This is a genomic window from Pseudomonas sp. NFPP12, from assembly GCF_900103205.1.
Lineage (GTDB): Bacteria > Pseudomonadota > Gammaproteobacteria > Pseudomonadales > Pseudomonadaceae > Aquipseudomonas > Aquipseudomonas protegens.
The window spans coordinates 116,891-141,469 of sequence record NZ_FMWW01000002.1; the positions used below are offsets into that span (position 1 = coordinate 116,891).

Genomic DNA, 24,579 nt, shown 5'->3' on the forward strand with positions numbered 1-24,579 from the left:
CGGAGGGCGGCCTGGGTGCCCCACCCTGTTGAACTTCCATTAGATGCCAACTGCCTGTAATCCCTCCCCTTATTCTGTGTAAGACGCTTCCTAGATTGCGTCTAACCGCTCTTTCGCAACTTTTCCCCTCCATCAGCTGGGCTAACGTTCGGGCTTTCCATTGGTCGGCTGGAGGCCTGTATGGGCTCGGTACTAATCATTGATGATCATCCCGTGGTGCGCATGGCCATTCGTATCCTGCTGGAGCACGAGGGGTATTCGATCGTTGGTGAAACCGATAACGGCGTCGATGCACTGCAGATGGTCCGTGATTGCGAACCGGACCTGGTCATCCTCGATATCTGCATTCCCAAGCTGGACGGGCTGGAACTGCTGGAGCGCCTCGGCAACATGCCGAGGCGCTCGCGGATCCTGGTCCTGACCGCCCAGTCCGCCGCCCTGTTCGCCAACCGCTGCATGCGCGCCGGGGCTTGTGGCTACGTCTGCAAACAGGAGGACATGAGCGAGCTGCTCAGCGCCATCAAGGCAATCTGCAGCGGCTACAACTACTTCCCCAGCCTGGCCCTGCAGGTTGACCGCAACACCCTTGGCTCGCCGCTGGAGTTGGCGCAGTTCAACTCACTCAATGACCGGGAGTTGATGGTCCTGCAGCTGTTCGCCATGGGCCAGACCAACAAGGAAATTGCCGCCGGCATGTTTCTCAGCAACAAGACCGTCAGCACCTACAAGAAACGCATCATGCAGAAACTAGCGACCACTTCGATGAGTGAACTGGTGGACATGGCCAAGCGTAACGCATTGATATGAACCGCCAGCCAGCCCCTTCCCCGATGTGCCGGGTACCCTGGCCATGACTCCGGCCCTGCTGCCGATGGGCGTTGCTGCCCTGCTGTTGCTGTCGATTGTTGCCGGGCTGGGCCTGGCCTGCCTGTACCGGCAACTGCGCCAACACCGGCAACAGGTCCAGGCGCTGCAACAGACGGTGGCAACCCTGGGCACCAGCCTGCAGCAGGCCGAACGGGCCAACCGCCTGAAAGGCCAGTTCCTCGGCCACCTTGGCCATGAGATCCGCACACCACTGAACGCCTTCATCGGCCTCCTGGAGCTGGTGCTGCAACGCACCGAGGCCGGCTCAGCCAACCGTGTTTCCCTAGAGCTGGCCCTGGGTGCCGCCAGTGACCTGCGGGAGCTGCTCGGCGACCTGCTGGACATCAGCCGGATCGAGTCCGGGCAACTGCAACTGAACCCGGCCTGGACCTGCCTGAGCCACAGCGCCGAGGCAGTGCTGGGGGTGTTCCAGGCCCTGGCCCGGCAGAAGAACCTGGACCTGAGCCTGGAATTCCAGGCTCCGTCCCCCGAACCCCAGGTACTGGTAGATGGCCTGCGTTTCAAGCAGATCCTGACCAACCTGTTGAGCAATGCCCTCAAGTTCACCCGACAGGGCAAGGTGCAGGTCAAGCTGCAATTGCTGCCGGCGGCGCGCCCCGGGCACTTCGACCTGCTACTGCGGGTGCTGGACACCGGCATCGGCATTCCCCCACAGGAGCGCCAGCGCCTGTTGCAGCCCTTCGCCCAGGTGGAACCGACCAGCCAGTCGCCACGGGACAGCAGTGGTCTGGGCCTGCCCATCAGCCATCAGCTGTGCCTGCAGATGGGGGGCAGCCTGAGCCTGCATGGCCGCACGGGCCCCGGATGCGAAGTGCAGGTCAGGCTGACCTTGCCCGGCCGCACGGCCGTCGCCCCCAGGCCCGTCGCCGCCACGCCGGCTGCAGCCCAACTGCCGCTGGATGTGCTGCTGGCAGACGATCACCCTGCCAGCCTGACCTTGCTGCAAGGGCAACTGGAGCACCTCGGGCACCGGGTCACCTGCGCCGGGAACGGGTTGCAGGCCTATCAGCTATGGCGCGAGGGCGATTTCGACCTGCTGATCGTCGACTGCAACATGCCCTTGATGAATGGCTACCAACTGGCCGAGGCCATACGCCGTAGCGAAGGTTCCGGCCCGGCGGTCAACCTGATCGGCAGCAGCGCCAGCAACGACCCGCAGACGCATCAGCGTGGCCTGGATGCCGGCATGCACGATTGCCTGTGCAAGCCCCTGGGGCTGGAGTTGCTGGGCTCGCGCCTGGCGACGCTGCGCCCCCTGCCAAGGCCGGACAGTTTCAGCATAGAAGCCTTGTTCACCCTGACCCATGGCAAGCCGCAGCTTGTCCGGAGCCTGCTGGAAAAATTGTTGCAGTGTTGCCGTGAGGATCGCCACCTGCTGGGGAGGATACCGCCCGACGATTTCGCCGCCCTGCTGGAACTGGCCCACAAGATCAGGGGCTCGGCGCTGATGGTCCGGGCCACACCCCTGCAGAACTGCTGTGAAAACCTGGAGCGGGCTTGCCTGGAACGGGCCGGGGCTACCGTCATCAGCACCGCTGTGCGCGCCCTGGACCTGGCCCTGATACGCCTTGCCCAATCCCTGCACCGACACCTCGAAGGCCAGGCTCAATCGCAACCTGCGCTGCCCCACGAAGCAACCCTGCCTGCCTCTTGCCAGGAAAATAGCAAAAGGCCAGTATTGCCTCGCCGTCAGCCACACCCATGAAACCCGTAGCAACGGTTTCCTCGACACCCTCGGTCCCCGGTAAAGCCAAGGCAGGCAGTGCCAGCCTTAACTATGCTTGGGTCCTGAGCCATGCCTCGTGTGCCTTTGGAGTGAATTGGAATGCTGAGCACCCTTGCCTTAGCGCAACGCCGCTTTCCTCTGCATATCCATATCAGTGCAATGTTCACCTTGCTGTTGCTCCTGACGGGTGTGGTGCTGGGCCTCTACAACTACCAGCAGACCACGCGGCTGATCCTCGACAGCAGCGAAAAGCTTTTCCAGCGCATCGAGCTGGATGTACGCAGCGACGTCAAGGCCACCTACGATCCCATGCGCCATCTGCTCAGCCTGCTGGCGGGCTCGCCGGCGGCCCAGGCGGCGAACCTGGAAGACCGGTTGACCCTGCTGCGGCCTTTCAGCCAGGCCCTGCTGGACAACCCGGACCTGGCTTCGCTGTACCTGGGCTACGCCAATGGCGATTTCTTCATGGTGCGGCCACTGCGCAATCCGCAGATCCGCGAGAGGCGCCAGGCCCCGCAGAGCAGTGCCTACGAGGTGTGGAGCATCGAACGCGACTCGCGCACCGGCCAAGTCCATTCCCAATCGCTGTTCTATGACCCCACGCTGGTATTGATCGACCGCCTGGAGCACCCCGACGAGCGCTACGACCCACGTAACCGCGACTGGTTCTCCAGCGCCCGGGGCGACGCCGACCAGATCACTACCCGCCCCTATGTGTTCTTTTCCACCCAGAACGTCGGCACTACCCTGGCCCGGCACAGCGGCAAGATGGCCGTGATCGCCGCCGACCTGACCCTGGAACAGCTGTCCTCGACCCTGGCCAAGCACCGCGTCACACCCTCCACCGAGGTTGCCCTGCTGGATGACCTGGGCAACGTCGTGGCCTACCCGGACAGCCAGAAGCTGCTGCCGGAACAACGCAGTGCGCGGCTGGTCAAGGCGAACGACCTGAGCCCGGCGCTCGCTGCCCTGATGCGTGGCCAGACCGAAGGCGGCCATCTGCAGGCCCAGGGGCGCAGCTGGATTGTCGCCAGCGGCCATATCGCCGAGGGCGGCCCCGGCGGCTTGCAACTGGCGCTGCTGGTGCCCGAGGACGAACTTCTGGCCGACGCCTATCGCCTGCGCTGGCAAGGCGCGCTGATCACCCTCACCACCCTGCTGCTGTGCCTGCCCCTTGGTTGGCTGATCTCCCGGGTCCTGGTACGGCCGCTGCACGCCCTGGTGCAGGAAGCCGACGCGATCCGCAGTTTCGATTTCGACTATCCGGTTTCCCGGCGTTCACCGGTGCTGGAGGTTGATCAACTGAGCATCTCGATGGCGCGGATGAAAGACACCCTGGCGAGCTTTTTCGAGATCAACGCCAGCCTGTCCGCCGAAACCCGTTTCGACCCGCTGCTGCAACGGGTGCTGTTCGAGACCGTGAAGATCGCCCAGGCCCAGGCCGGCCTGATCTACCTCTGTGAAAGCAAGGGCACGCGCCTGGAGCCCCATGGGCTGATCATCGATGGCCAGCCCCAGGACATGACGCAGTTCCCCATCGGCTCCCGGGAACTGGCGGACAGCCGGACTCCCGAGTGGCTGAGCCAGCTGACCCACAACGACAGCGTGGTCACCACCCTGGGATTCGATCAGGCCGCGGACCTGCAGAGCGTGTTGCTGGCCCTCGACAGTCCCAGTGCGCACCTGATGGGCATCCGACTGCGCAACCGGCACAACGAAACCATAGGCATGCTCCTGCTGTTCCTGGTGGACAGCGGCGCCGAGGCCGACCTGGACAAACTCAGCCCGGACCGCATCGCCTTTATCCAGGCCGTGTCCGCCACCGCCGCCCTGTGCATCGAGAGCCAGCGCCTGCAGAACAAGCAGAAACAGTTGCTGGATGCCTTTATCCAGTTGCTGGCCGGGGCCATCGACGCCAAGAGCCCCTACACCGGCGGCCACTGCCAGCGGGTACCGGCCTTGACCCTGATGCTGGCCGAGGCGGCCGCCGCCAGCCAGGACCCGCGATTCGCTGCCTACCAGCCCGGCGAGGACGAGTGGGAAGCCTTGCACATCGCCGCCTGGCTGCACGACTGCGGCAAGGTCACCACCCCGGAATACGTGGTGGACAAAGCCACCAAGCTGGAAACCCTGAACAACCGCATCCATGAAATCCGCACCCGCTTCGAGGTGCTCAAGCGCGACGCCTGGATCGACTACTGGCGCGCCCTGGCCCTGGGCGGCGACGAACAGCCTCTTGCCGCCGAGCGCGAGGCCCGGCTGCTGGCCCTGGACGATGACTTCGCCTTTGTCGCCCGCTGCAACATGGGCACCGAATTCATGGCCGAGGCCGATCAGCAGCGCCTGCAGCGCATCGCCCAACGCACCTGGAGCCGGACCCTGGACGATCGCCTGGGGGTTTCCTGGGAGGAGAACCAGCGCCAGGAACGCACCCCGGCGCCGAGCCTGCCGGTGCTGGAACCGCTACTGGCGGACAAGCCCGAACACCTGCTGGAGCGCAGCGCCACGGAAGTCATGGCGGCGGACAACCCCTGGGGCTTCAAACTGCAGGTGCCCAGCCACAAGTACAACCGTGGTGAGCTGTACAACCTGAGCATTGCCCGGGGCACACTGACGGCCGAAGAACGCTATGTGATCAACCACCACATCGTGCAGACCATCATCATGCTCGAGCACCTGCCCTTCCCCAGCCACTTGCAGAACGTGGCGGAGATCGCCGGCGGCCACCACGAGAAGATGGACGGCACCGGCTACCCCAAGCAGCTCAAGCGCGAACAGATGAGCCTGCCCGCGCGGATGATGGCCATCGCCGACATCTTCGAGGCCCTGACGGCGGCAGACCGCCCCTACAAAAGGGGCAAGACCCTGAGCGAGGCGCTGAACATCATGGCCATGATGTGCCGCGATGCCCATATCGATCCCGAGCTGTTCGAGCTGTTCATCCAGCAGCGGATCTACCAGCGCTACGCGGAGCGTTTCCTGACGCCGCAACAGGTCGACCCGGTGGACCAGGGTTCACTGCTCAAGAAGGCGGGCTTGAGCACCTGAGGGCTTCAGCAGTCGCTCAGGCGCAGAAAGATCGCCGCCAGTTGCTCGATTCCCGCCTGGTCGGCAACACCGAAGCGCGCCAGCTTCGGGCTGTCCAGGTCGAGCACGCCGATCAACCGGCCGTCCTTGACCAGCGGCACCACCAGCTCGCTGTTGGAGGCGCTGTCACAGGCAATGTGCCCGGCAAAGGCGTGCACATCTTCCACCCGCTGGGTCTGCAGAGTCGCCGCCGCGGTACCGCAGACGCCACGGCCAAACGGAATCCGCACGCAGGCGATCTGCCCCTGGAACGGCCCGAGCACCAGCTCCTGGTTGCGGTTGAGGTAGAACCCCGCCCAGTTCAGGTCCTCCAGCTGGCTATAAAGGAAGGCTGAAAACTGCGCAGCGTTGGCGATGAAATCACGCTCATCGGCCAGCAGCGACTCCAACTGCGCGCACAGCAGCCCGTAACCGTCCAGGCCTTGGCCGGCGCTTTGCAAATCGATCATGCTTTTTGCTCCAACAACTGCAGGCCCACCCAATAGCGGGCAAATTGATAGGCACAACGGCCATTGCGGTTGCCCCGGCCGGTGGCCCAGCGTACCGCGAGGATGTCCAGTTCTTCGTCACGCTGCCAGTCGAGGCCGGCCTTGCGCGCCAGTTCGCCGATCCAGTGCTCCACCACGTTGAGGAAGTGCTCCTGGGTGAAGGGATAGAACGACAGCCACAGGCCGAAACGGTCCGACAGGGCGATCTTGTCTTCCACGGCTTCACTGGGATGCAGCTCGCCGTCGACGCGCTTCCAGTTCTCGTTGTCGCTTTCCTTTTCCGGCACCAGGTGCCGGCGGTTCGAGGTGGCGTACAGCAGCACGTTCTCCGGGGCCTGCTCCAGGGAGCCGTCGAGCACGCTCTTGAGCACCCGGTAATCGCCCTCGCCGGCCTCGAACGAGAGGTCGTCGCAGAACAGCACGAAACGCTGGGGCAGCTTGACCAGCTGTTCCACCACCCGCGGCAGGTCCGCCAGGTGGTCGCGCTCGATCTCGATCAGCCGCAAGCCACCCTTGGCGTGCTCGGCCAGCAGGGCCCGTACCAGGGAAGACTTGCCAGTGCCACGCGAGCCCCAGAGCAGGGCATGGTTGGCTGGCAGGCCGTCAAGGAACTGCTGGGTGTTGCGCGCCAGTTGCTCACGCTGCTTGTCGACCCCGATCAGGTCGCTCAGGCGCATGTCCAGGCTGACTTCCAGCGGCAGCAGGAAACCGCTGCGCCCTTCACGCTGCCAGCGGGCCGCCAGGCACTGATTCCAGTCGATGGGCTGGCGCAGGGTGGGCAACAAGGGTTCAATCCGCGCCAGAACCGCATCGGCACGTTCAAGAAATGCATTCAATCGAGCATCCACGACTTTTCCTCAGGCACGTTCAAGGTAATGATGCGGCACACAGAGCAAACGCAATCCCGATCAAGGGGTCTATCGCTTTATCAGCTGCTGCCCGGCCAGCCCGGCAACCGAAAATGATCAGCTATGCTTGCGCAGCGAAGGGAAACGAAAGTGGTTCAACCCCCCATGGATATCAAGTTCACCAACCGCCTGTCCTATAAACAGGCCCGGCTCACCGTGCTGGTGGGTTTCATTCTGGGGACCGCGCTCAGTCTGCTGCAAATCGGCATCGATTATGCCAGCGAAGACGCCTCCATCAATCGTGAAATCCAATCGCTGCTGGAAATCAGCCACAATCCGGCCTCGCGCATCGCCTACAACATCGACGCCGAGCTGGCCCAGGAATTGACCCTGGGCCTGCTGCGCTCCCCGGCGATCATTCGCGCGCAATTGATCGACAACAACAATACCCTGCTGGCCAACGTCGAACGGCCACCGCAACAGAGCCGCTATCGGGCCATCAGCGACTTCCTGTTCGGCGCCGATCGCCAGTTCGAGGATCGCCTGTATCTGAGCCACCTGCCGGAGGAGTCCCTCGGCACCCTGCACCTGGATGTGGATACCTACGCCTTCGGCAGCCGTTTCCTGCGGCGTGCCGAAGTCACCCTGATCAACGGGTTCGCCCGCAGCCTGATCCTCACCGGAATTCTCCTGGCGCTGTTCTACGTGATGCTGACCAAGCCTTTGGTGCGGGTGATCCGCGAGCTCAGCAGCCGCGACCCGCGCAGCCCGAAACAGGCCAAGCTGGACTTTCCCCATGGCCACGAGAACGACGAGGTCGGGGTGCTGGTCAAGGTGGCCAACCAGCAGTTCGACATCATGGCCACCGAGATCCAGCAGCGACGCAACGCCGAAAACCGCCTGACCGAATACCTCGGGCAGCTGGAGAACATCGTCTCGGCACGCACCACCGAGCTCAAGGCCAGCAATGCCCGGCTCAGCCAGTCCAACGAGGAACTGGAGATCGCCCGGCGCACTGCCCTGGACATGGCCCAGGCCCGGGCGGCATTTCTGGCCAACATGAGCCACGAGATTCGCACCCCGCTCAATGGCCTGCTGGGGATGATCGCGCTGTCCCTGGACAGCCCGCTGAACCCCGAGCAGCGCCAGCAGCTGTCGATTGCCCATGACTCCGGCAAGGTCCTGGTGGAATTGCTCAACGATATTCTCGACATGTCCAAGTTCGACGCCGGGCAACTGGAGCTGGAGCGAATTCCCTTCGATCTCGGGGTACTGGTGGAGGACACCGCCAACCTGCTGTCGCAAAACGCCGCGGCCAGCGTGGAGCTGGCCTGCCTGATCGCCCCGGACTTCCCCGCCCTGGTACTGGGGGACCCGACCCGGGTGCGGCAGATCGTCAGCAACCTGCTGTCCAACGCCCTCAAGTTCACCCGTTTCGGCCGCGTCGATGTGCGCCTGAGCACCCTGGGCGACGGGGTGCGCATCGAGATCTGCGACACCGGCATCGGCATCGCCCAGGAAGCCCAGGTGCGCATCTTCCAGCCCTATACCCAGGCCGGCGCCGGCATCACTCGCCAATACGGCGGCACCGGCCTGGGCCTGGCCCTGACCTACAACCTCTGCGAAGCCATGGACGGCCGCCTGAGCATCAGTTCGGAAGTCGGCTTCGGCAGCCAGTTCTGCGCCGACCTGCCGCTGCCCTGCCACACTCCGGCCGCCCCGCCGCCGGCGCTGGCCGGGAAGATCATCGCCATCACCGAGGCCGGCAGCGGCCTCGCCGAGCTGCTGGCCAGCCTGTTGCCCAGTTGGGGCCTGAGCTATCAGCGCTGTGATATCGAGGACTCCCTGGCCGGCCTCGACCCCGACCTGCTGATCACCGACTGCCCGGAATGCCTGTTCGGCCTGCGCCCGGCGATCCGCGCGCCAATCCTGCTGGTGACCGCCTATGGCAGCTTCCTGCCCAGCGAAGAGGCCAACGCCCTGGCGCCGCTGCAACAGCAGGCCCGGCCCCTGGCGCGCAATGCGTTGTATCAGACCCTGCGACGCTCGTTGCTGGGGGAAACCATCACCCTCAACGACGCCCAGCTGGAAATGCCGGTGCAACGGCGCCGGGCGGACATTCTGCTGGTGGAGGACAACCCGGTGAACCAACTGGTGGCCAAGGGCATGCTGAGCAAGCTCGGCTGCGCGGTGACCGTGGCCGCCCATGGCGCCGAAGCCCTCAATCAGTTGGAGCTGCATCGTTTCGATCTGGTGCTGATGGACTGCAACATGCCGGTCATGGATGGCTACGAAGCCAGCCGGCAGATCCGGCGCAGCGGGCGCTGGCCGGATCTGCCGATCATCGCCCTGACAGCCAACGCCATGCCCGAGGAACGCGAACGCTGCCGCGCCGCCGGCATGAGCGACTACCTGGCCAAACCGTTCCGGCGCGAGGAGCTGATCGCCCTGCTCGACCTCTGGGTGCCGACTACGACAAAGCTTTGATCTGCTGCAGCAGTTGATCCAGGCCGGCGCGCAGCTGATCGAGGTTATCCAGATCGATCCCGCTGTCGCACAGCAGCGCCGCCTTCAGCGGCGGCACCTGCTCACGCAGAGCCAGGCCGCTATCGCTCAAGCTCAAGTGCACCTCGCGCTCGTCGCGCCCGGACCGCTGGCGCTGCACCAGTTGCAACTGCTCCAGACGCTTGAGCAACGGGGTCAGGGTCCCGGAATCCAGGGCCAGGCGCTCGCCCAGGGCCTTGACCGTCGGCAGGGACGGAGGCGTTGCCTGCCATTCCCACAGCACCAGCATCACCAGGTACTGCGGGTAGGTCAGGCCCAGGCGGTCGAGCATCGGCTTGTAGCCACGGACCACCGCCCGCGAGGCGGCGTACAGCTTGAAGCACAGCTGGGAATCGAGTTTCAGTGAATCCACGGACAGGTCGTTCATTTGAGCAGGGCTTCGATCTCGCGGCTCAGGTCCTGGGGTTTGGTTGCCGGAGCGAAACGCTTGACCAGCTTGCCGTCCTGGCCGATCAGGAACTTGGTGAAGTTCCACTTGATGCCTTGGGAGCCAAGCACGCCGGGTGCGCGCTTTTTCAACTGCGCGAACAGTGGATGGGCCCCGGCGCCATTGACCTCGACCTTCTTGAACAGCGGGAAACTCACACCGTAGTTGAGCTCGCAGAACTCGGAGATCGCCCCTTCGTTGCCTGGTTCCTGCTTGCCGAACTGGTTGCAGGGAAAGCCCAATACCACCAGCCCCTGATCCTTGTAGGTCTGCCACAGCTCTTCGAGCCCCTTGTATTGCGGGGTGAAGCCGCACTTGCTGGCAGTGTTGACCACCAGCACGGCCTTGCCGGCGAAGTCCGCCAGGGTCTTTTGTTCACCCTTGATGGTGGTGCAGGGAATGGTCAGCAGTGAGTCGGTCATGACGGCAACTCCATGTGTGGAAGTAAGAGGCAGCAAAATAGCGCTCAATTAAATTGCATGCAATTTAATTGAACAAAAGGCGATTCCGAAGAATCGCCAACCGGTCAGCGCGGCACCAGGTCCAGGCACACCGAGTTGATGCAGTAACGCAGGCCGGTGGGCGGCGGGCCGTCCGGGAACACGTGGCCCAAGTGCGCGTCGCACTTGGCGCAGACCACTTCGGTACGGATCATGCCGTGGCTCATGTCACGGATCTCCACCATGGCGCTGTCGGCAATGGGCTCGTAGAAACTCGGCCAGCCACACCCGGAATCGAACTTGGCCTTGGAATCGAACAGCGGCTCATTGCAGCAGATGCAGTGATAGACCCCATCGGTCTTGGTGCCGTTGTACTTGCCCGAGAAGGGCCGTTCGGTGCCCTTGAGCCGGCAGACGTTGTACTGCTCCGGGTCGAGCATCGACCGCCATTCTTCCAGGGTTTTTTCCAGCTTTTCCATGGTCCTTCCTCTGCAACGGAAAAAGCCCGATCTGTGTCTTTTCCACGGATCGGGCGGCACGTATGATTGCGCCTCGTCAGACGCCAGTCTGGCAGCCGCGTTACACCCATTCAAACGGATTTTGCCGCAGCCGGTGCGGGTTACAGGCCGGTGAGACACGGCAGGATTCCCAGTACGGTAGTTCATCCTCCGCCTGGATCGTTCATTTTCGGGAACACATCGCCATGCAGGTCAGCAAATCGAACAAGCTCGCCAACGTCTGTTATGACATTCGCGGCCCAGTGCTCAAGCACGCCAAACGTCTGGAAGAGGAAGGCCACCGCATCCTCAAGCTGAATATCGGCAACCCGGCGCCCTTTGGTTTCGAAGCGCCGGACGAAATTCTCCAGGACGTAATCCGCAACCTGCCCACTGCCCAGGGCTACAGCGACTCCAAGGGCCTGTTCAGTGCCCGCAAGGCGGTGATGCAGTACTACCAGCAGAAGCAGGTGGAAGGTATCGGCATTGAAGACATCTACCTGGGCAACGGTGTTTCCGAACTGATCGTGATGGCCATGCAGGCCCTGCTCAACAACGGCGACGAAGTGCTGGTGCCGGCCCCCGACTACCCGCTGTGGACCGCCGCGGTGAGCCTGGCCGGCGGCAACCCGGTGCACTACCTGTGCGACGAGCAGGCCAACTGGTGGCCGGACCTGGCCGACATCAAGGCCAAGATCACCCCGAACACCAAGGCCCTGGTGATCATCAACCCGAACAACCCCACCGGCGCCGTCTACCCCAGGGAAGTGCTGCTGGGCATGCTGGAGCTGGCCCGCCAGCACAACCTGGTGGTGTTCTCGGACGAGATCTACGACAAGATCCTCTACGACGACGCCGTACACATCTGCACCGCCTCGCTGGCCCCGGACCTGCTGTGCCTGACCTTCAACGGCCTGTCCAAGTCCTATCGGGTAGCCGGTTTCCGCTCCGGCTGGGTGGCCATTTCCGGTCCCAAGCAGCATGCCCTGAGCTACATCGAAGGCATCGACATGCTGGCCAACATGCGCCTGTGCGCCAACGTGCCCAGCCAGCATGCGATCCAGACCGCCCTGGGCGGCTACCAGAGCATCAACGACCTGGTGCTGCCCCCGGGCCGCCTGCTGGAACAGCGCAACCGCACCTGGGAACTGCTCAACGACATTCCCGGGGTCAGTTGCGTCAAGCCCATGGGCGCGCTGTATGCCTTCCCGCGGATCGACCCGAAGATCTGCCCGATCCACAACGACGAGAAGTTCGTCCTCGACCTGCTGCTCTCGGAAAAGCTCCTGGTGGTGCAAGGCACGGCCTTCAACTGGCCATGGCCGGATCACTTCCGCGTCGTGACCCTGCCGCGGGTGGATGACCTGGAGCAGGCCATTGGTCGGATCGGCAGCTTCCTCAAGTCCTACCGCCAGTAACGGAAAAATCGCAGTGCGATCCTTCTCTGGTCGCACTGCGATTAATTCAGCAACACATCTTCACTGCCCTGCTCCACTCCCCTTCTATAAGCTTGCACTTTCCGTCCTGCCCACTGTCACACGTCTGCACCGCAGCCGGGTGGCGGCCGCCCTGGCGTTGGCTCATGGCGTTGAACTACAAGCGTCTAGACCCGGCCTGTGCGACACAGTTTGAAATAGAAGCCGTATTGAATAGGCGGTTGTCGCACCTTATATACCCCGCAGTACGCTACATCTTTAGCTTGAGGAGATTTCTACAACCATGATGCGAATCCTGCTGTTTTTGGCCACTAACCTTGCGGTCGTGCTGATTGCCAGCATCACCCTGAGCCTTTTCGGCTTCAACGGGTTCATGGCGGCCAATGGGGTTGATCTGAACCTCAATCAGCTGCTGATTTTCTGTGCGGTCTTCGGTTTTGCCGGTTCGCTGTTCTCGCTGTTCATCTCCAAGTGGATGGCGAAGATGAGCACCAGCACGCAGATCATCACCCAACCGCGCACCCGCCATGAGCAATGGTTGCTGCAGACCGTCGAGCAACTGTCCCGCGAAGCGGGCATCAAGATGCCCGAAGTGGGTATTTTCCCAGCCTATGAGGCCAACGCCTTTGCCACCGGCTGGAACAAGAATGATGCGCTGGTAGCCGTCAGCCAGGGCCTTCTGGAACGTTTTTCGCCCGATGAAGTGAAAGCCGTGCTGGCCCACGAGATCGGCCACGTCGCCAACGGTGACATGGTGACCCTGGCACTGATCCAGGGTGTGGTGAACACTTTCGTGATGTTCTTCGCACGGATCATCGGCAACTTCGTCGACAAGGTGATCTTCAAGAACGAAGAAGGCCAGGGCATCGCCTACTACGTGGCGACCATCTTCGCCGAACTGGTTCTGGGTATCCTGGCCAGCGCCATCGTCATGTGGTTCTCGCGCAAACGCGAATACCGCGCCGACGAAGCCGGCGCCCGTCTGGCCGGCACCAACGCGATGATCGGCGCGCTGCAGCGCCTGCGTTCGGAACAGGGCCTGCCGGTGCACATGCCCGACACCCTGAATGCCTTCGGCATCAACGGTGGCATCAAGCAGGGCCTGGCTCGCATGTTCATGAGCCACCCTCCGCTGGAAGAGCGTATCGAGGCCCTGCGTCGTCGCGGCTGATCCACTGCAAGGCAATACCCAAAAGGGCGACGCAAGTCGCTCTTTTGCTTGGCCGCCAAAAACCTATCTCGCGGTACCCTGCTTGCTCAGGCGATAGACCCTCTCCACCAGCCGGGTCACGCCACCCTGGAGAAACTTCCAGCTCTCGCCAAGAATGTCGCGCTCCGTTTCTACATGCAGTTGCCAGACGCCCCCCAGACGTTGCCGGACCTCATCGTCGAGCACCGCAAATGGCGGGCCGTCCAACTGCTCTTGGGCGTAATCCATGGTGATCAGCAGCCCCTTGCTGCCATTCGGCAACAGGCCATTAAGGTGAGCGGCATAGCGCTGTCGCATGGGCGAGGGCAAGGCAATCATGGCTGCACGGTCATACAGGGCCGTGCAATCAGCGGTGTCCTCGGCGGTCAGGGCAAAGAAATCGCCGCACCAGAGCTCAATGGGCCCGTGGGCGTAGACCTTGAACACCCCGTGCTGGCTGATCTGCGGCTGCAACTGGTGCTCACTAAAGAAATCCTCCACCGCCTTTTCCGCCAGTTCGATGCCCAGCACCTCGAACCCTTGGTCGGCAAGCCAGATCAGGTCCAGGCTCTTGCCGCACAAGGGCACCAGCACGCGGCTTTGCGCCGCCAGGCCCAAGGCCGGCCAGTACTGCTGCAGGTAAGGGTTGACCTCTGCCAGGTGAAAGCCGATCTGATCGCGCTCCCAGCGCTTTTGCCAAAAGTCCGCTTGCATGAGAAGTCCTTAAAATTCGATCAAAAAGCGCTAAAACTTATATTAGATTTAGATCATTGATCTGATTGAAGATGGCGCATCTTAACCTTCAGGAGCCTCTTCATGCTTCCCAGCCTGTTCATCTCCCACGGCTCTCCCATGCTGGCGCTGGAACCCGGCGCCAGCGGCCCGGCCCTGGCTCGCCTGGCAGCCGAGCTGCCCCGGCCCAGGGCGATCCTGGTGGTCTCGGCCCACTGGGAAAGCTCCGATCTGCGAGTCAGTTGCAACCCGCACCCGGAAACCTGGCACGACTTTGGCGGCTTCCCCGCCGCGCTGTTTGCCGTGCAATACCCGGCCCCGGGCGATCCGGAACTGGCAGCCCAGGTAGTGGAGCTGCTCCAGGCCGAAGGCCTGCCCGCCCAACTGGACAGCCAGCGCCCCTTCGACCACGGCACCTGGGTACCGCTGTCGCTGATGTACCCGCAGGCGGACATCCCGGTGGTCCAGCTGTCGCTGCCCAGCCGCCTGGGCCCGGCCCTGCAGACCCGTATCGGCCATGCCCTCGCGGGCCTGCGGGAACAGGGTGTGTTGCTGATCGGCTCCGGCAGCATCACCCACAACCTGCGGGACCTGGACTGGCACGCTGGCCCGGAAAGCGTCGAACCCTGGGCCAAGGCCTTTCGCGACTGGATGATCGACAAGCTGGCGGCCGATGACCAGGCGGCCCTGCATGACTACCGCCAGCAGGCACCGAATGCCGTGCGCAGCCACCCCAGTGATGAACACCTGCTGCCGCTGTATTTCGCCCGGGGCGCCGGTGGCGAATTCAGCGTGGCCCACCAGGGCTTCACCCTGGGCGCCCTGGGCATGGACATCTACCGATTTGGCTGATGGCCGCCAGCGCCAAGGCAAATGACAGGCAAAAAAAATCCCCGAACCAGTCGGGGATTTTTTATGCCTGATCAATCAGCCCAGGGGCCGATCAATCTTCGCGATAGCGACGCAGCTTCAGCTGCTTGCCGGCAACGCGAGTGTCCTTGAGCTTGGTCAGCAGACGGTCCAGACCGTCCTCCGGCAGCTCGACCAGGCTGAAGCTGTCACGCACCTGGATGCGGCCGATAGCTTCACGGGCCAGGCCGCCTTCATTGAGGATCGCGCCCAGAAGGTTCTTGGCAGCGATGCCGTCACGGGCACCCAGCGCGGTACGGCAGCGTGCACGACCTTCGCCCAGAGGCATTGGCGCGCGACGCTCACGGTCACCACGATCAGGACGGTCACCGGAACGCTCAGGACGATCGCCACGTGGGGCGCTGTTGGGCACCAGTGGACGCTCTTTCTCGATCGCGGCCAGGTTCAGCGCTTGACCGTTGGTAGCCTTGCGCAGCAGGGCTGCGGCCAGGGCACGCGGGCTGCAACCGATGTCGGCGGTCAGGCGATCAAGCAGATCACCGTGGGTCGCTTCAGCATCAGCCACCAGCGGCGACAGGCTGTTGGTCAGCTTCTTGATGCGGGCATCGAGAACGGCTTGGGCGTCCGGCAGGCGAACTTCGGCAACCTTCTGACCGGTTACACGCTCGATCACTTGCAGCATGCGGCGCTCACGTGGAGTCACCAGCAGCAGCGCGCGGCCTTCGCGACCGGCACGGCCGGTCCGGCCGATACGGTGCACGTAGGATTCCGGGTCGTACGGCATGTCCACGTTGAATACGTGGGTGATGCGCGGTACGTCCAGACCACGGGCGGCTACGTCGGTCGCCACAACGATGTCCAGGCGGCCATCCTTGAGGGAGTCGATCACGCGCTCACGCTGGTTCTGGGCGATGTCGCCGTTCAGCGCAGCGGCTTTGTAGCCTTTGGCTTCCAGGGCACTGGCCAGGTCCAGGGTCGCTTGCTTGGTGCGCACGAACATGATCAGGGCGTCGAAATCTTCAACTTCCAGCAGGCTCAGAACGGCAGAGGTCTTCTGGTCGGCGTGAACCAGCAGGTGAGCCTGCTCGATTGCGGTGACGGTCTGGGTCTTGCTCTGGATCTTGACGTGTTTCGGGTCCTTCAGGTGACGCTCGGCGATGGCCCGGATCGACTGCGGCAGGGTGGCCGAGAACAGTACGGTCTGGCGGGTCTCCGGCATGGCCTTGAAGATCACTTCCAGGTCATCCATGAAGCCCAGCTTGAGCATCTCGTCGGCTTCGTCGAGAACCAGGTGGTTCACGGTGGCCAGGACTTTTTCGTCGCGACGCAGGTGGTCGCACAGACGGCCCGGAGTGGCGACAACGATCTGTGCGCCATTACGGATTGCTTTCAGTTGTGGGCCCATCGGCGCACCGCCGTAGACGGCCACAACAGTCACGCCCGGCATTTGCTTGGCGTAGGTTTCGAAAGCGGTTGCTACTTGCAGCGCCAACTCACGGGTTGGGGCCAGGATCAGAGCTTGCGGCTCGCGCTTGGACGGATCAATGCGGTGCAGGATAGGCAGGGCAAAGGCAGCGGTCTTACCGGTACCGGTTTGCGCCTGACCAATCATATCGTGACCGGCAAGGATGATCGGGATCGACTGCTGCTGAATAGCCGAAGGCTCTTCATAGCCGGTAGCGACTACTGCAGCGACAATATTGGGATGAAGTTCAAGAGCGGCGAAGCCGCCGATTTCCTGGGTCATGGGTCTGCCTCTAAGTGCATCCGCAAAGACCCATGCTCCAAAGCTGCGCATGCCGTGTAAGACTCAAGAGTCACCCTGGCAGCTTTGTCGGCGGGGATTTGCGAAAACGATTGGATGAATGGATCGTCAAGGATAGTCCGCGCAGCGGACAAGCAGCCGAAGCTGACTTCGGGGAATTGCATTACCTAAACGTGGCCCGGCTAAAGGCCGGCGCGCACTATACCGGAATTACTCAAAAAAGGGAGTTTTTTTTATCGGAAAAATCCGCTGAACACCCGATTGTCATGGGCTTTGCGCAGACTTCGGCGGCGCGCTATTTTGCTCAGGCCCGGCGCTGTTGGTCATCGCGCTTAAACGGTTCACCTTTGTGCACGAAACCGCCCGCGCCAACCTCCCCTCTTTATTCCCAGGACAGCGCTCATGAATCAGCCCAGTGCCAGCCGTGTCAGCCGTGAACTACGTGGTCACCTGTTCCTTATCGGCCTGGACCGGGTGGCCAAGCGCAATGCCTTCGACCTCGAGCTGCTCAACCAGTTGAGCCTGGCCTACGGCGAGTTCGAAGCCAGCAGCGAGGCGCGAGTGGCGGTGGTGTTCGGCCACGGCGAGCACTTCACCGCAGGCCTGGACCTGGCCAATGTCGGCGCCGCCCTGGCCCAGGACTGGCAAGCACCAGCCGGTGGCTGCGACCCCTGGGGCGTGCTCAGCGGCCCACGGGTGAACAAGCCGGTGATCGTCGCCGTACAAGGCTACTGCCTGACCATCGGCATCGAGCTGATGCTGGCCTCCGACATCAATCTCTGCGCCAGCAATACCCGCTTCGCGCAAATGGAGGTGCAACGCGGAATCTTCCCTTTCGGCGGCGCGACCCTGCGCCTGCATCAACTGGCCGGCTGGGGCAATGCCATGCGCTGGCTGCTGACCGGGGACGAATTCGATGCCCATGAAGCCCTGCGCCTGGGCCTGGTGCAGGAGGTCATGGCCAGCGAAGACCTGCTGCCCCGGGCTATCGAACTGGCCGAACGGATTGCCCGCCAGGCACCGTTGGGGGTGCAGGCGACTCTGATGTCGGCACGCCAGGCCAGGCTCGAAGGGGAAACGGTGGCCGCCCAGGGGCTGGCGCCGCTGGTGCACAAACTGATGAACAGTGAGGACGCCAAAGAGGGCGTGCGAGCGATGATCGAAAAACGGCCCGGGGTGTTCAAGGGCTGTTGAACAGGGGCCGGCAGATCGGCTTCGCCGGCCAGCCGGCGCCAGCAAGGGCTTATGTGGCCGGGCGGATCGCCTTGATCAAGGGTTGCAGGGAGTAGCCCAAGCGTGGGGCCAGGGCTTGGGCCCGGGCATTCAGGCCTGGCAGGTCCAGCTCTTGGTCGAGGTCGGACGGCACGATCAGAATCACGTTGCCCTCCTTTACCGGCAACTCCCAGTAATGGCGGTGATAGAGCCCGCGCAACAGGGCGGCGCCCAGGGGCTTGCCATCATCGGTGGCCCACTGATTGATCACCAGCCAGCCGCCGGGGTTGAGGCGCTTCTGGCAGTTCTCCAGAAACCCCCAGGCCAGATGCCCGACGCCGGGGCCGACGTCGGTGTACAGGTCGACGAAGATCAGGTCGGCGGATTCAGCACTGTCCAGCAGCTCCAGGGCATCGCCGACTCTTATATATAGACGCGGATCGTCGTCCAGCCCCAGGTACTCGATAGCCAGGCGCGGCACGTCCGGTCGCAGTTCGATGGCTTCCACATCTTCCAGGGGCAGGAACTTCAGGCAGGCCTGGGTCAGGGTGCCGGCGCCCAGCCCGAGAAACAACGCGCTCTCCGGCGCCTCATGGCACAGGGCACCGATCAGCATGGCCCGGGTGTAGTCGTACTCCAGCCAACTGGGGTCCGCCGTGAACACACAGCTTTGCTCGATGGCATCGCCAAATTCGAGAAAACGATAGTCCGCCACTTCCAGGACCCGGATCATGCCGAATTCGTCATGCACTTCGGCGAGCAGGCGCTCGACGCGCTCCTCAGTCATTTCATCTCCTAGCCGCGCGGGCACAGAACCTTGCCGGCGCGATAAACCAACCGCTCGGCAGCGAGCGGGAAAGGCGCGATTGTCGGCCAAGCGAGAGGAGCAGGTCACGCACTAATTTGCTGCTAACATGCCTCTCCCACCGTTAAAGCACTCGAGTCTGCGATGAGCCAACCCTGGAGCCCCGACAGCTGGCGCGCCCTGCCGATCCAGCAACAACCCCACTACCCCGATGCCGCGCACCTGCTGCAGGTCGAGCAAAGCCTGGCCAGTTATCCACCGCTGGTGTTTGCCGGTGAAGCCCGGGAGTTGCGTCGCCAGTTTGCCGAAGTCACCCAGGGCCGGGCGTTCCTGCTGCAGGGTGGCGATTGTGCCGAGAGCTTCGCCGAATTCTCCGCGGCGAAGATTCGCGACACCTTCAAGGTGCTGCTGCAGATGGCCATCGTCATGACCTTTGCCGCCGGCTGCCCGGTGGTCAAGGTCGGGCGCATGGCCGGCCAGTTCGCCAAGCCGCGCTCGGCCAACGATGAAACCATCAATGGCGTGACCCTCCCAGCCTACCGGGGCGACATCGTCAACGGCATCGGCTTCGATGAAAAAAGCCGGGTGCCGGACCCCGACCGCCTGCTGCAGTCCTACCACCAGGCCACCGCCACCCTCAACCTGCTGCGAGCCTTCGCCCAGGGCGGTTTCGCCGACCTGCACCAGGTGCACAAGTGGAACCTGGATTTCATCGCCAACTCGGCCCTGGCCGAAAAGTACAGCCAACTGGCAGACCGCATCGACGAAACCCTGGCCTTCATGCGTGCCTGCGGCCTGGACAGCGCGCCGCAACTGCGCGAAACCAGCTTCTTCACCGCCCACGAAGCGTTGCTGCTCAACTATGAAGAAGCCTTCGTGCGCCGCGACAGCCTGACCAACGACTACTACGACTGCTCGGCGCACATGCTGTGGATCGGCGATCGCACCCGGCAACTGGACGGCGCCCACGTGGAGTTCCTGCGCGGGGTGAATAACCCGATCGGGGTCAAGGTCGGCCCGAGCATGAACACCGACGAACTGATCCGCCTGATCGATATCCTCAACCCGGAAAACGATCCCGGCCGCCTCAACCTGATCGTGCGCATGGGGGCGAACAAGGTTGGCGATCACCTGCCACAGCTGATTCGCGCGGTGGAAAGCGAAGGCAAGCAGGTGCTGTGGAGCTCGGACCCGATGCACGGCAACACCATCAAGGCCAGCAGCGGCTACAAGACCCGGGATTTCGCGCAGATCCTCACCGAGGTCAAGCAGTTCTTCCAGGTCCACCAGGCCGAAGGCAGCTATGCCGGTGGCATCCATATCGAGATGACCGGGCAGAACGTCACCGAATGCATCGGCGGTGCCCGGCCGATTACCGAGGATGGCTTGTCGGACCGTTACCACACCCATTGCGACCCGCGGATGAATGCCGACCAGTCTCTGGAACTGGCCTTCCTGATTGCCGAGACCTTGAAGCAGGTCAAACGCTAAGAGCGCTTTCGCCGGCAAACCCGCTCCTGCAAGGGCTGTGTAGGAGCGGGCTGGCCCGCGAAGCTCTTCACCCCAGCACCTCACGCAGGCGTCGCGCGCCATCACGCTGGCAATTGAGCTGAATCTGTTCCAACCCCAGCCAGTCGGCCATCTTTCGCAATTGCAGGGCCAATGCCCGGACACCCTCGTCGTCCAGACCGAATGGCTCCTCATGCACCGCGTGCACCGCCAGACGCCCCTGGGCCCGCTCCGCCCGCAGGTCGACCCGGGCGGCAATCCGCTCGTTGTGCAGGAACGGCAGCACATAATAGCCATAGACCCGCTTGTGCTCAGGCGTGTAGATCTCCAGGCGGTAGCGGAAATCGAACAGCCGCTCGGTACGGCTACGCTCCCAGATCAGGGAATCGAAAGGTGACAACAGCGCGCTGGCTTCGACCTTGCGCGGCACCCGCGCCTCGGGCAGGCAATAGGCACTTTGCTTCCAGCCCTGGACCTCACAGCCCAGCAGTTCGCCGGACTCGCACAACTCGGCAAGCCGCGCGCGACTATCGCCGGGATCGAGGCGAAAGTAGTCCCGCAGGTCCTTTTCCGTGGCTACCCCCAGTGCCCCGGCCGCCTGCAGCAGCAACCGGCGCTGGGCCTGGGCTTCCTCCAACGGCATCTGCTGGAGGATCGCCGCCGGGATCACTCGTTCCGGCAAGTCATACAGACGCTCGAAACCGCGGCGGCCGGACACCGTCACCTCACCGGCAGCGAACAGCCATTCCAGGGCATGCTTCTCATCGCTCCAGTCCCACCAGGGGCCGGCCCGTTCTTCGCGGGTGGAGAGGCTGCCGGCCCCCAGCGCGCCCTGCTGCTCCACGGCCGCCAGCACCCGGCGCAGAGTGGCCTGGCGTTCCTGGCCGAAACGCGCCAGTTGCGAGTAGATACCCTGCCCCTGGCGTGCGCGCTGCATGCGCCAGCGCATCAAGGGGTACATGGACATCGGCAGCAGCGAGGCCTCATGCCCCCAGTACTCGAACAAGGTGCGCTGGCGCCCCTGGCTCCAGGCGGCCTGATCGAGCAGCGGCTGTGGATAACTGCCAAGACGGGAAAACAGCGGCAAGTAATGGGCGCGCACCAGGGCGTTGACCGAATCGATCTGCAACAGGCCCAGGCGCTCGATCTGCTGATTGAGTCGGGAGGCCTTGATCGATGCCGGCGGCTGGCGCCCGCCGAAGCCTTGGGCGGCCAGCGCCAGCCGGCGGGCCTGCTTGAGCGAGAAAGAAGGTAGTGCGGGCATGAGCGTCTCCTGGTCTGCCCGCACGCTAGCGCACCCTGGACCGGCTTGTGTAGTGGTCACCGGGTTATTTGTGCATCGGGTCGTCCCAGAACGGGCGGACCGCTTCATGCTCCACATCCGCCCGGCTCAGCCCCAGGTCATGCAGGGCCGAATCGCTCAGGCCGGCAAGCATCCGGCGCTCCTGCGCCAACTCGTGCCAACGGACCACCTGGCGCCATAGTGCACGTAACGACAACGCCTGAATTGGCAGTTTGTGAACCAGCAGATAACCCTTTTGCGCTTTCATGATCCTGTCCTCCAGTGGGGATGAGCACAGTCTCTTCCCCGCACAAGGATCAATCCAACGAATGTTTCTTATGCAATACATCTCATGGTTTGATGCATTGGTTCCCCGCCAGTGTTTCCGGGAACCACTTTCAGATCCGGTAATCCCCGGGCCAGCCGCCCAGTGGATCGCGACCGAAACCATCGAGGCTGGCCGCCGCCGACTCTTCACAGGCCAGCAGGCTGTAGCCGCCAAGATCATCGGGCAACGGCAGAGCCGAAGGGGGAGTCAGGACAATGGACGGGTGCAGTTGCCCGAGCAACTCTTGCACCGTGCTGCTGACCGCGGGCCGGGCGCCGTTGATGGCCAGCACCGCCGCCTGCGGGGTCAGGGCTTCGGCAAGGATGGTGTAGCCATGGTTACTGCAACTGACCGGCAACCGGTGTTCCTGGCGCTGTTCCTCGATGACGCGGGCCGGCTGCTCCTCCACCGACAGGACCACCCCGCAACAGCCGGTTGCAGCAATGATCCGCGCGTCCGGGTAGTGGTTGCGCAGGCTGCTGTAGGTGGACTGCTTGCCGGTGAGCACGATCAGGCCATCGCGCCCATGAAACTGCCGCACCAGCTCTGCCGAGGATTCCTCACTGACCCGCAGCCAATCCTGTACGCCAAGCACGGCCGCCAACTCGCCAATCACTGCACTGGCCTCCTGATAACGGTCGTGACGCACCGACACCGTGGTGGGTATGCCCATCAAGGCAAAGGGCGCGGCGCGGCGGATTGCATGCAGACAAAAGCCGTAATAGGGCAGCAGGCACAGGACTTCCTGGCCATAGCCCTGGCCCGCCCCCTGATCATCCAGGCTCTCCCTGGCGCGAATCAGCCCCCAGCGAAACAGCGACAGGAGCTCGCCATGCAACACATCGCGCCACTTTTCCAGAGCCATCCTGGGTTCTGGCAAGCGCCTGGCCAGGGCCTCGAAGTCATCATGCTCGAATAACAATTCCTGCAACTGCGCCAGGGGCTCCAGGTTCTGGAAATAGGGCTGGTTCATGTTGCGCTCCAGGCCTGGCGCTGCAGCACCGCGTCCTTGCCGGTGCAATAGTGCTGGCGGATGCCATCCAGAAAGCTCCAGGCCAGTGACGGCAGCATGGCCGCACGTGCCACCGAGTCACGGCCCACGTCGCCCCGCGCCAGCAGGTACTCGATGTTGAGCGACGGCCGCTGATCGTGGCCCAGCTCGTCATCCAGTTCGTCATGGGCCGCCATGGCCCCCAGCAACGCTGCACAGCGCGGGTTGTTGGCGGACACCTGCGAGTAGAAACGCAGGTGACGATCATCGCCACGGCATTCGCTCAGGCTTTTTTGCAGATAGGTCGAACCGATCAGGTAGCCCTTCCAGTCATGCCGTGCCAGGTCGCTGAGATAACCGACAAAGGCAGTGGTGGTCGGCAAGGGTCGCATCGCTTCCGGGCGCCGGACTCCCAGTTCGCGCAGCCTGGGCTTGAGGATGTCGCAGTGGGTCAGCTCATCCTGCAGGTGCTGCAACAGGTTCTCGCGGATCCGCGCATCCGCACAGGCGGCAATGGCCGGGCTGACATGTCGGGTCGCCGAGGCCAGGTAATGATAGTTCTCCAGCATGTAGCCGATGATCAGCTCATCCGCGCAGCCCTCGGTCATCTGTTGCCACAGGCCGTGGCCGTCCACCGATACCAGCCAGTCGGTGGTCATCTGCTCGATGGCCGCCACACTCTCGGCGCTGGAGCTCTGGCCATTGAGCAACTGCTCATGCACCTGGCTGATCAGTGCGCCAAAAGGCGCCGGGCTCATGACCAGTTGCGTCATTCGCGGCCCCAGGGCATAGCAGGACGCAACGACGGTATCGGCAGGGTTGTCATCGCCGCAACGCTCACCGTTGACCAGGCTCATCACACTGGACGGCCAGACCGGCAGGCCCTGGAAAATTTCCACGTCCAGGGGCGAATCAGCGGCGTGCAACAGTTGGTCCAGCCCCTCCTCGGCCACCAGTTGGGCCGCGGTGACAATGGAGCTGGCACATCCCTGCTCCAGCGCAGTCAGCCAGCGGTAGATCATTTCGCTGAGGCTGCAGACTGCATTGAGCACCGTGGCCACTACCGGCGCGGGGTAGCAGTCCTGGGTGCGCACGGCCTTCTTCCAGTTATCCGAATGCCCATACTGGATGTCGGTGGAAAAATGCCCCAGCACCTTGTCTGTCGCCTTGCGGCTCAACAGGTTGTGGCCCACCAGCAACTCATGCCAACCCAGCACCGCCTCCTGCTCCACCGAGGAGTGCTCCATGAAACCGGAGCAGGCCGCCGACACCAGCTCGCCCATGGCCGCGATCTGCCGGGACAGGTGAATCCACTCCAGGGTTGCGGGCAAAGGCCGGGCCAGCCTGACCATGTCGCCGGAACAGCCGATCAGCTCCAGGGCCTCATTGAAGAACTGCGCATGATCCCACTCCTCCAGCGCATGCCTGGACAGCATCAGGGAGATCGGCGACAACCCTATGCCCGGGCTGACCGAGGGGCACATCCTCGAGGCC

The 24,579-nt window shown here is 63.3% G+C and carries 20 protein-coding genes and 1 pseudogene; 9 read left to right on the plus strand and 12 right to left on the minus strand.

The window, feature by feature from the left end; all coding sequences use genetic code 11:
- Positions 1 to 180: 180 nt before the first annotated feature.
- The 3 genes from BLS75_RS08040 (at position 181) to BLS75_RS08050 (ending at position 5,662) form a co-directional block, all read left to right on the plus strand.
- The gene (locus BLS75_RS08040) at positions 181 to 807 is read left to right on the plus strand and encodes a response regulator transcription factor (RefSeq protein WP_019096116.1); all 627 of its coding nucleotides are present in this window, start codon (positions 181 to 183) and stop codon (positions 805 to 807) included.
- Positions 808 to 850: 43 nt separating this feature from the next.
- Positions 851 to 2,593 (plus strand): response regulator, encoded by a 1,743-nt coding sequence (locus BLS75_RS08045; protein ID WP_072450983.1) that lies wholly within the window; start codon positions 851 to 853, stop codon positions 2,591 to 2,593.
- 120 nt (positions 2,594 to 2,713) lie between these two features.
- On the plus strand, positions 2,714 to 5,662 hold the full coding sequence (locus tag BLS75_RS08050) for an HD domain-containing phosphohydrolase (RefSeq protein WP_072450613.1): 2,949 nt from the start codon (positions 2,714 to 2,716) through the stop codon (positions 5,660 to 5,662).
- 5 nt (positions 5,663 to 5,667) lie between these two features.
- Here the strand turns inward: BLS75_RS08050 and BLS75_RS08055 are convergent, their stop codons facing one another.
- Complete coding sequence (locus BLS75_RS08055; protein WP_011062515.1) at positions 5,668 to 6,150, minus strand: GAF domain-containing protein; 483 nt, start codon at positions 6,148 to 6,150, stop codon at positions 5,668 to 5,670.
- A complete protein-coding gene (locus BLS75_RS08060) occupies positions 6,147 to 7,037 on the minus strand; it encodes an ATP-binding protein (RefSeq protein ID WP_019092871.1) in 891 nt (296 codons plus the stop codon). Before BLS75_RS08060 ends, BLS75_RS08055 begins: the two co-directional genes overlap by 4 nt.
- 165 nt (positions 7,038 to 7,202) lie before the next feature.
- On the opposite strand from BLS75_RS08060, the gene BLS75_RS08065 reads away from it, so the two are divergent.
- Positions 7,203 to 9,524, plus strand: coding sequence for a hybrid sensor histidine kinase/response regulator (locus tag BLS75_RS08065; protein ID WP_011062517.1), 2,322 nt, complete (start codon positions 7,203 to 7,205; stop codon positions 9,522 to 9,524).
- Here BLS75_RS08065 and BLS75_RS08070 read toward each other — a convergent pair.
- The 3 genes from BLS75_RS08070 to msrB form a co-directional block, all read right to left on the minus strand.
- Positions 9,508 to 9,969, minus strand: coding sequence for a MarR family winged helix-turn-helix transcriptional regulator (locus BLS75_RS08070; RefSeq protein WP_072450614.1), 462 nt, complete (start codon positions 9,967 to 9,969; stop codon positions 9,508 to 9,510). The genes BLS75_RS08065 and BLS75_RS08070 overlap by 17 nt on opposite strands.
- Positions 9,966 to 10,451: a glutathione peroxidase gene (locus tag BLS75_RS08075; protein ID WP_011062519.1), complete on the minus strand. Its 486-nt coding sequence runs from the start codon at positions 10,449 to 10,451 to the stop codon at positions 9,966 to 9,968. The genes BLS75_RS08070 and BLS75_RS08075 overlap by 4 nt, the downstream gene beginning before the upstream one ends.
- A gap of 104 nt (positions 10,452 to 10,555) precedes the next feature.
- Positions 10,556 to 10,948 (minus strand): peptide-methionine (R)-S-oxide reductase MsrB, encoded by a 393-nt coding sequence (gene msrB / locus BLS75_RS08080; protein ID WP_011062520.1) that lies wholly within the window; start codon positions 10,946 to 10,948, stop codon positions 10,556 to 10,558.
- Between the two features lie 224 nt (positions 10,949 to 11,172).
- Between msrB and BLS75_RS08085 the strand changes: the two genes are divergently transcribed.
- Together BLS75_RS08085 and htpX are read left to right on the plus strand one after the other, a co-directional pair.
- On the plus strand, positions 11,173 to 12,384 hold the full coding sequence (locus BLS75_RS08085; RefSeq protein ID WP_072450615.1) for a pyridoxal phosphate-dependent aminotransferase: 1,212 nt from the start codon (positions 11,173 to 11,175) through the stop codon (positions 12,382 to 12,384).
- Positions 12,385 to 12,685: 301 nt separating this feature from the next.
- Entirely contained in the window at positions 12,686 to 13,573 is an 888-nt protein-coding gene (gene htpX, locus BLS75_RS08090; RefSeq protein ID WP_015636531.1) for a protease HtpX, read from the plus strand.
- A 63-nt stretch (positions 13,574 to 13,636) separates the two neighbouring features.
- Here the strand turns inward: htpX and BLS75_RS08095 are convergent, their stop codons facing one another.
- Positions 13,637 to 14,305: a thiopurine S-methyltransferase gene (locus BLS75_RS08095; RefSeq protein WP_072450616.1), complete on the minus strand. Its 669-nt coding sequence runs from the start codon at positions 14,303 to 14,305 to the stop codon at positions 13,637 to 13,639.
- A 102-nt stretch (positions 14,306 to 14,407) separates the two neighbouring features.
- Here BLS75_RS08095 and BLS75_RS08100 point away from each other — a divergent pair, with 102 nt between their 5' ends.
- Positions 14,408 to 15,175: a DODA-type extradiol aromatic ring-opening family dioxygenase gene (locus BLS75_RS08100; RefSeq protein WP_053159698.1), complete on the plus strand. Its 768-nt coding sequence runs from the start codon at positions 14,408 to 14,410 to the stop codon at positions 15,173 to 15,175.
- A gap of 91 nt (positions 15,176 to 15,266) precedes the next feature.
- On the opposite strand, the pseudogene BLS75_RS08105 reads toward BLS75_RS08100, so the two are convergent.
- Positions 15,267 to 16,974 (minus strand): annotated as a pseudogene (locus BLS75_RS08105) (DEAD/DEAH box helicase).
- A gap of 386 nt (positions 16,975 to 17,360) precedes the next feature.
- On the opposite strand from BLS75_RS08105, the gene BLS75_RS08115 reads away from it, so the two are divergent.
- The gene (locus BLS75_RS08115; RefSeq protein ID WP_072450617.1) at positions 17,361 to 18,152 is read left to right on the plus strand and encodes a crotonase/enoyl-CoA hydratase family protein; all 792 of its coding nucleotides are present in this window, start codon (positions 17,361 to 17,363) and stop codon (positions 18,150 to 18,152) included.
- A gap of 49 nt (positions 18,153 to 18,201) precedes the next feature.
- Here BLS75_RS08115 and BLS75_RS08120 read toward each other — a convergent pair whose 3' ends face one another.
- Complete coding sequence (locus tag BLS75_RS08120; RefSeq protein WP_011062527.1) at positions 18,202 to 18,957, minus strand: spermidine synthase; 756 nt, start codon at positions 18,955 to 18,957, stop codon at positions 18,202 to 18,204.
- A 162-nt stretch (positions 18,958 to 19,119) separates the two neighbouring features.
- On the opposite strand from BLS75_RS08120, the gene BLS75_RS08125 reads away from it, so the two are divergent.
- Positions 19,120 to 20,466, plus strand: a complete 1,347-nt coding sequence (locus tag BLS75_RS08125) for a class II 3-deoxy-7-phosphoheptulonate synthase (protein ID WP_011062528.1) — start codon at positions 19,120 to 19,122, stop codon at positions 20,464 to 20,466.
- Positions 20,467 to 20,533: 67 nt separating this feature from the next.
- Here the strand turns inward: BLS75_RS08125 and BLS75_RS08130 are convergent, their stop codons facing one another.
- From BLS75_RS08130 to BLS75_RS08145, 4 genes are all read right to left on the minus strand, one after another.
- Positions 20,534 to 21,748 (minus strand): winged helix-turn-helix domain-containing protein, encoded by a 1,215-nt coding sequence (locus BLS75_RS08130; protein ID WP_072450618.1) that lies wholly within the window; start codon positions 21,746 to 21,748, stop codon positions 20,534 to 20,536.
- A gap of 64 nt (positions 21,749 to 21,812) precedes the next feature.
- The gene (locus BLS75_RS08135) at positions 21,813 to 22,034 is read right to left on the minus strand and encodes a DUF1127 domain-containing protein (RefSeq protein ID WP_041119391.1); all 222 of its coding nucleotides are present in this window, start codon (positions 22,032 to 22,034) and stop codon (positions 21,813 to 21,815) included.
- A 130-nt stretch (positions 22,035 to 22,164) separates the two neighbouring features.
- Entirely contained in the window at positions 22,165 to 23,067 is a 903-nt protein-coding gene (locus BLS75_RS08140) for a hypothetical protein (protein WP_072450619.1), read from the minus strand.
- Entirely contained in the window at positions 23,064 to 24,521 is a 1,458-nt protein-coding gene (locus BLS75_RS08145; protein ID WP_176876736.1) for a thiaminase II/PqqC family protein, read from the minus strand. Before BLS75_RS08145 ends, BLS75_RS08140 begins: the two co-directional genes overlap by 4 nt.
- Between the last annotated feature and the right edge of the window lie 58 nt (positions 24,522 to 24,579).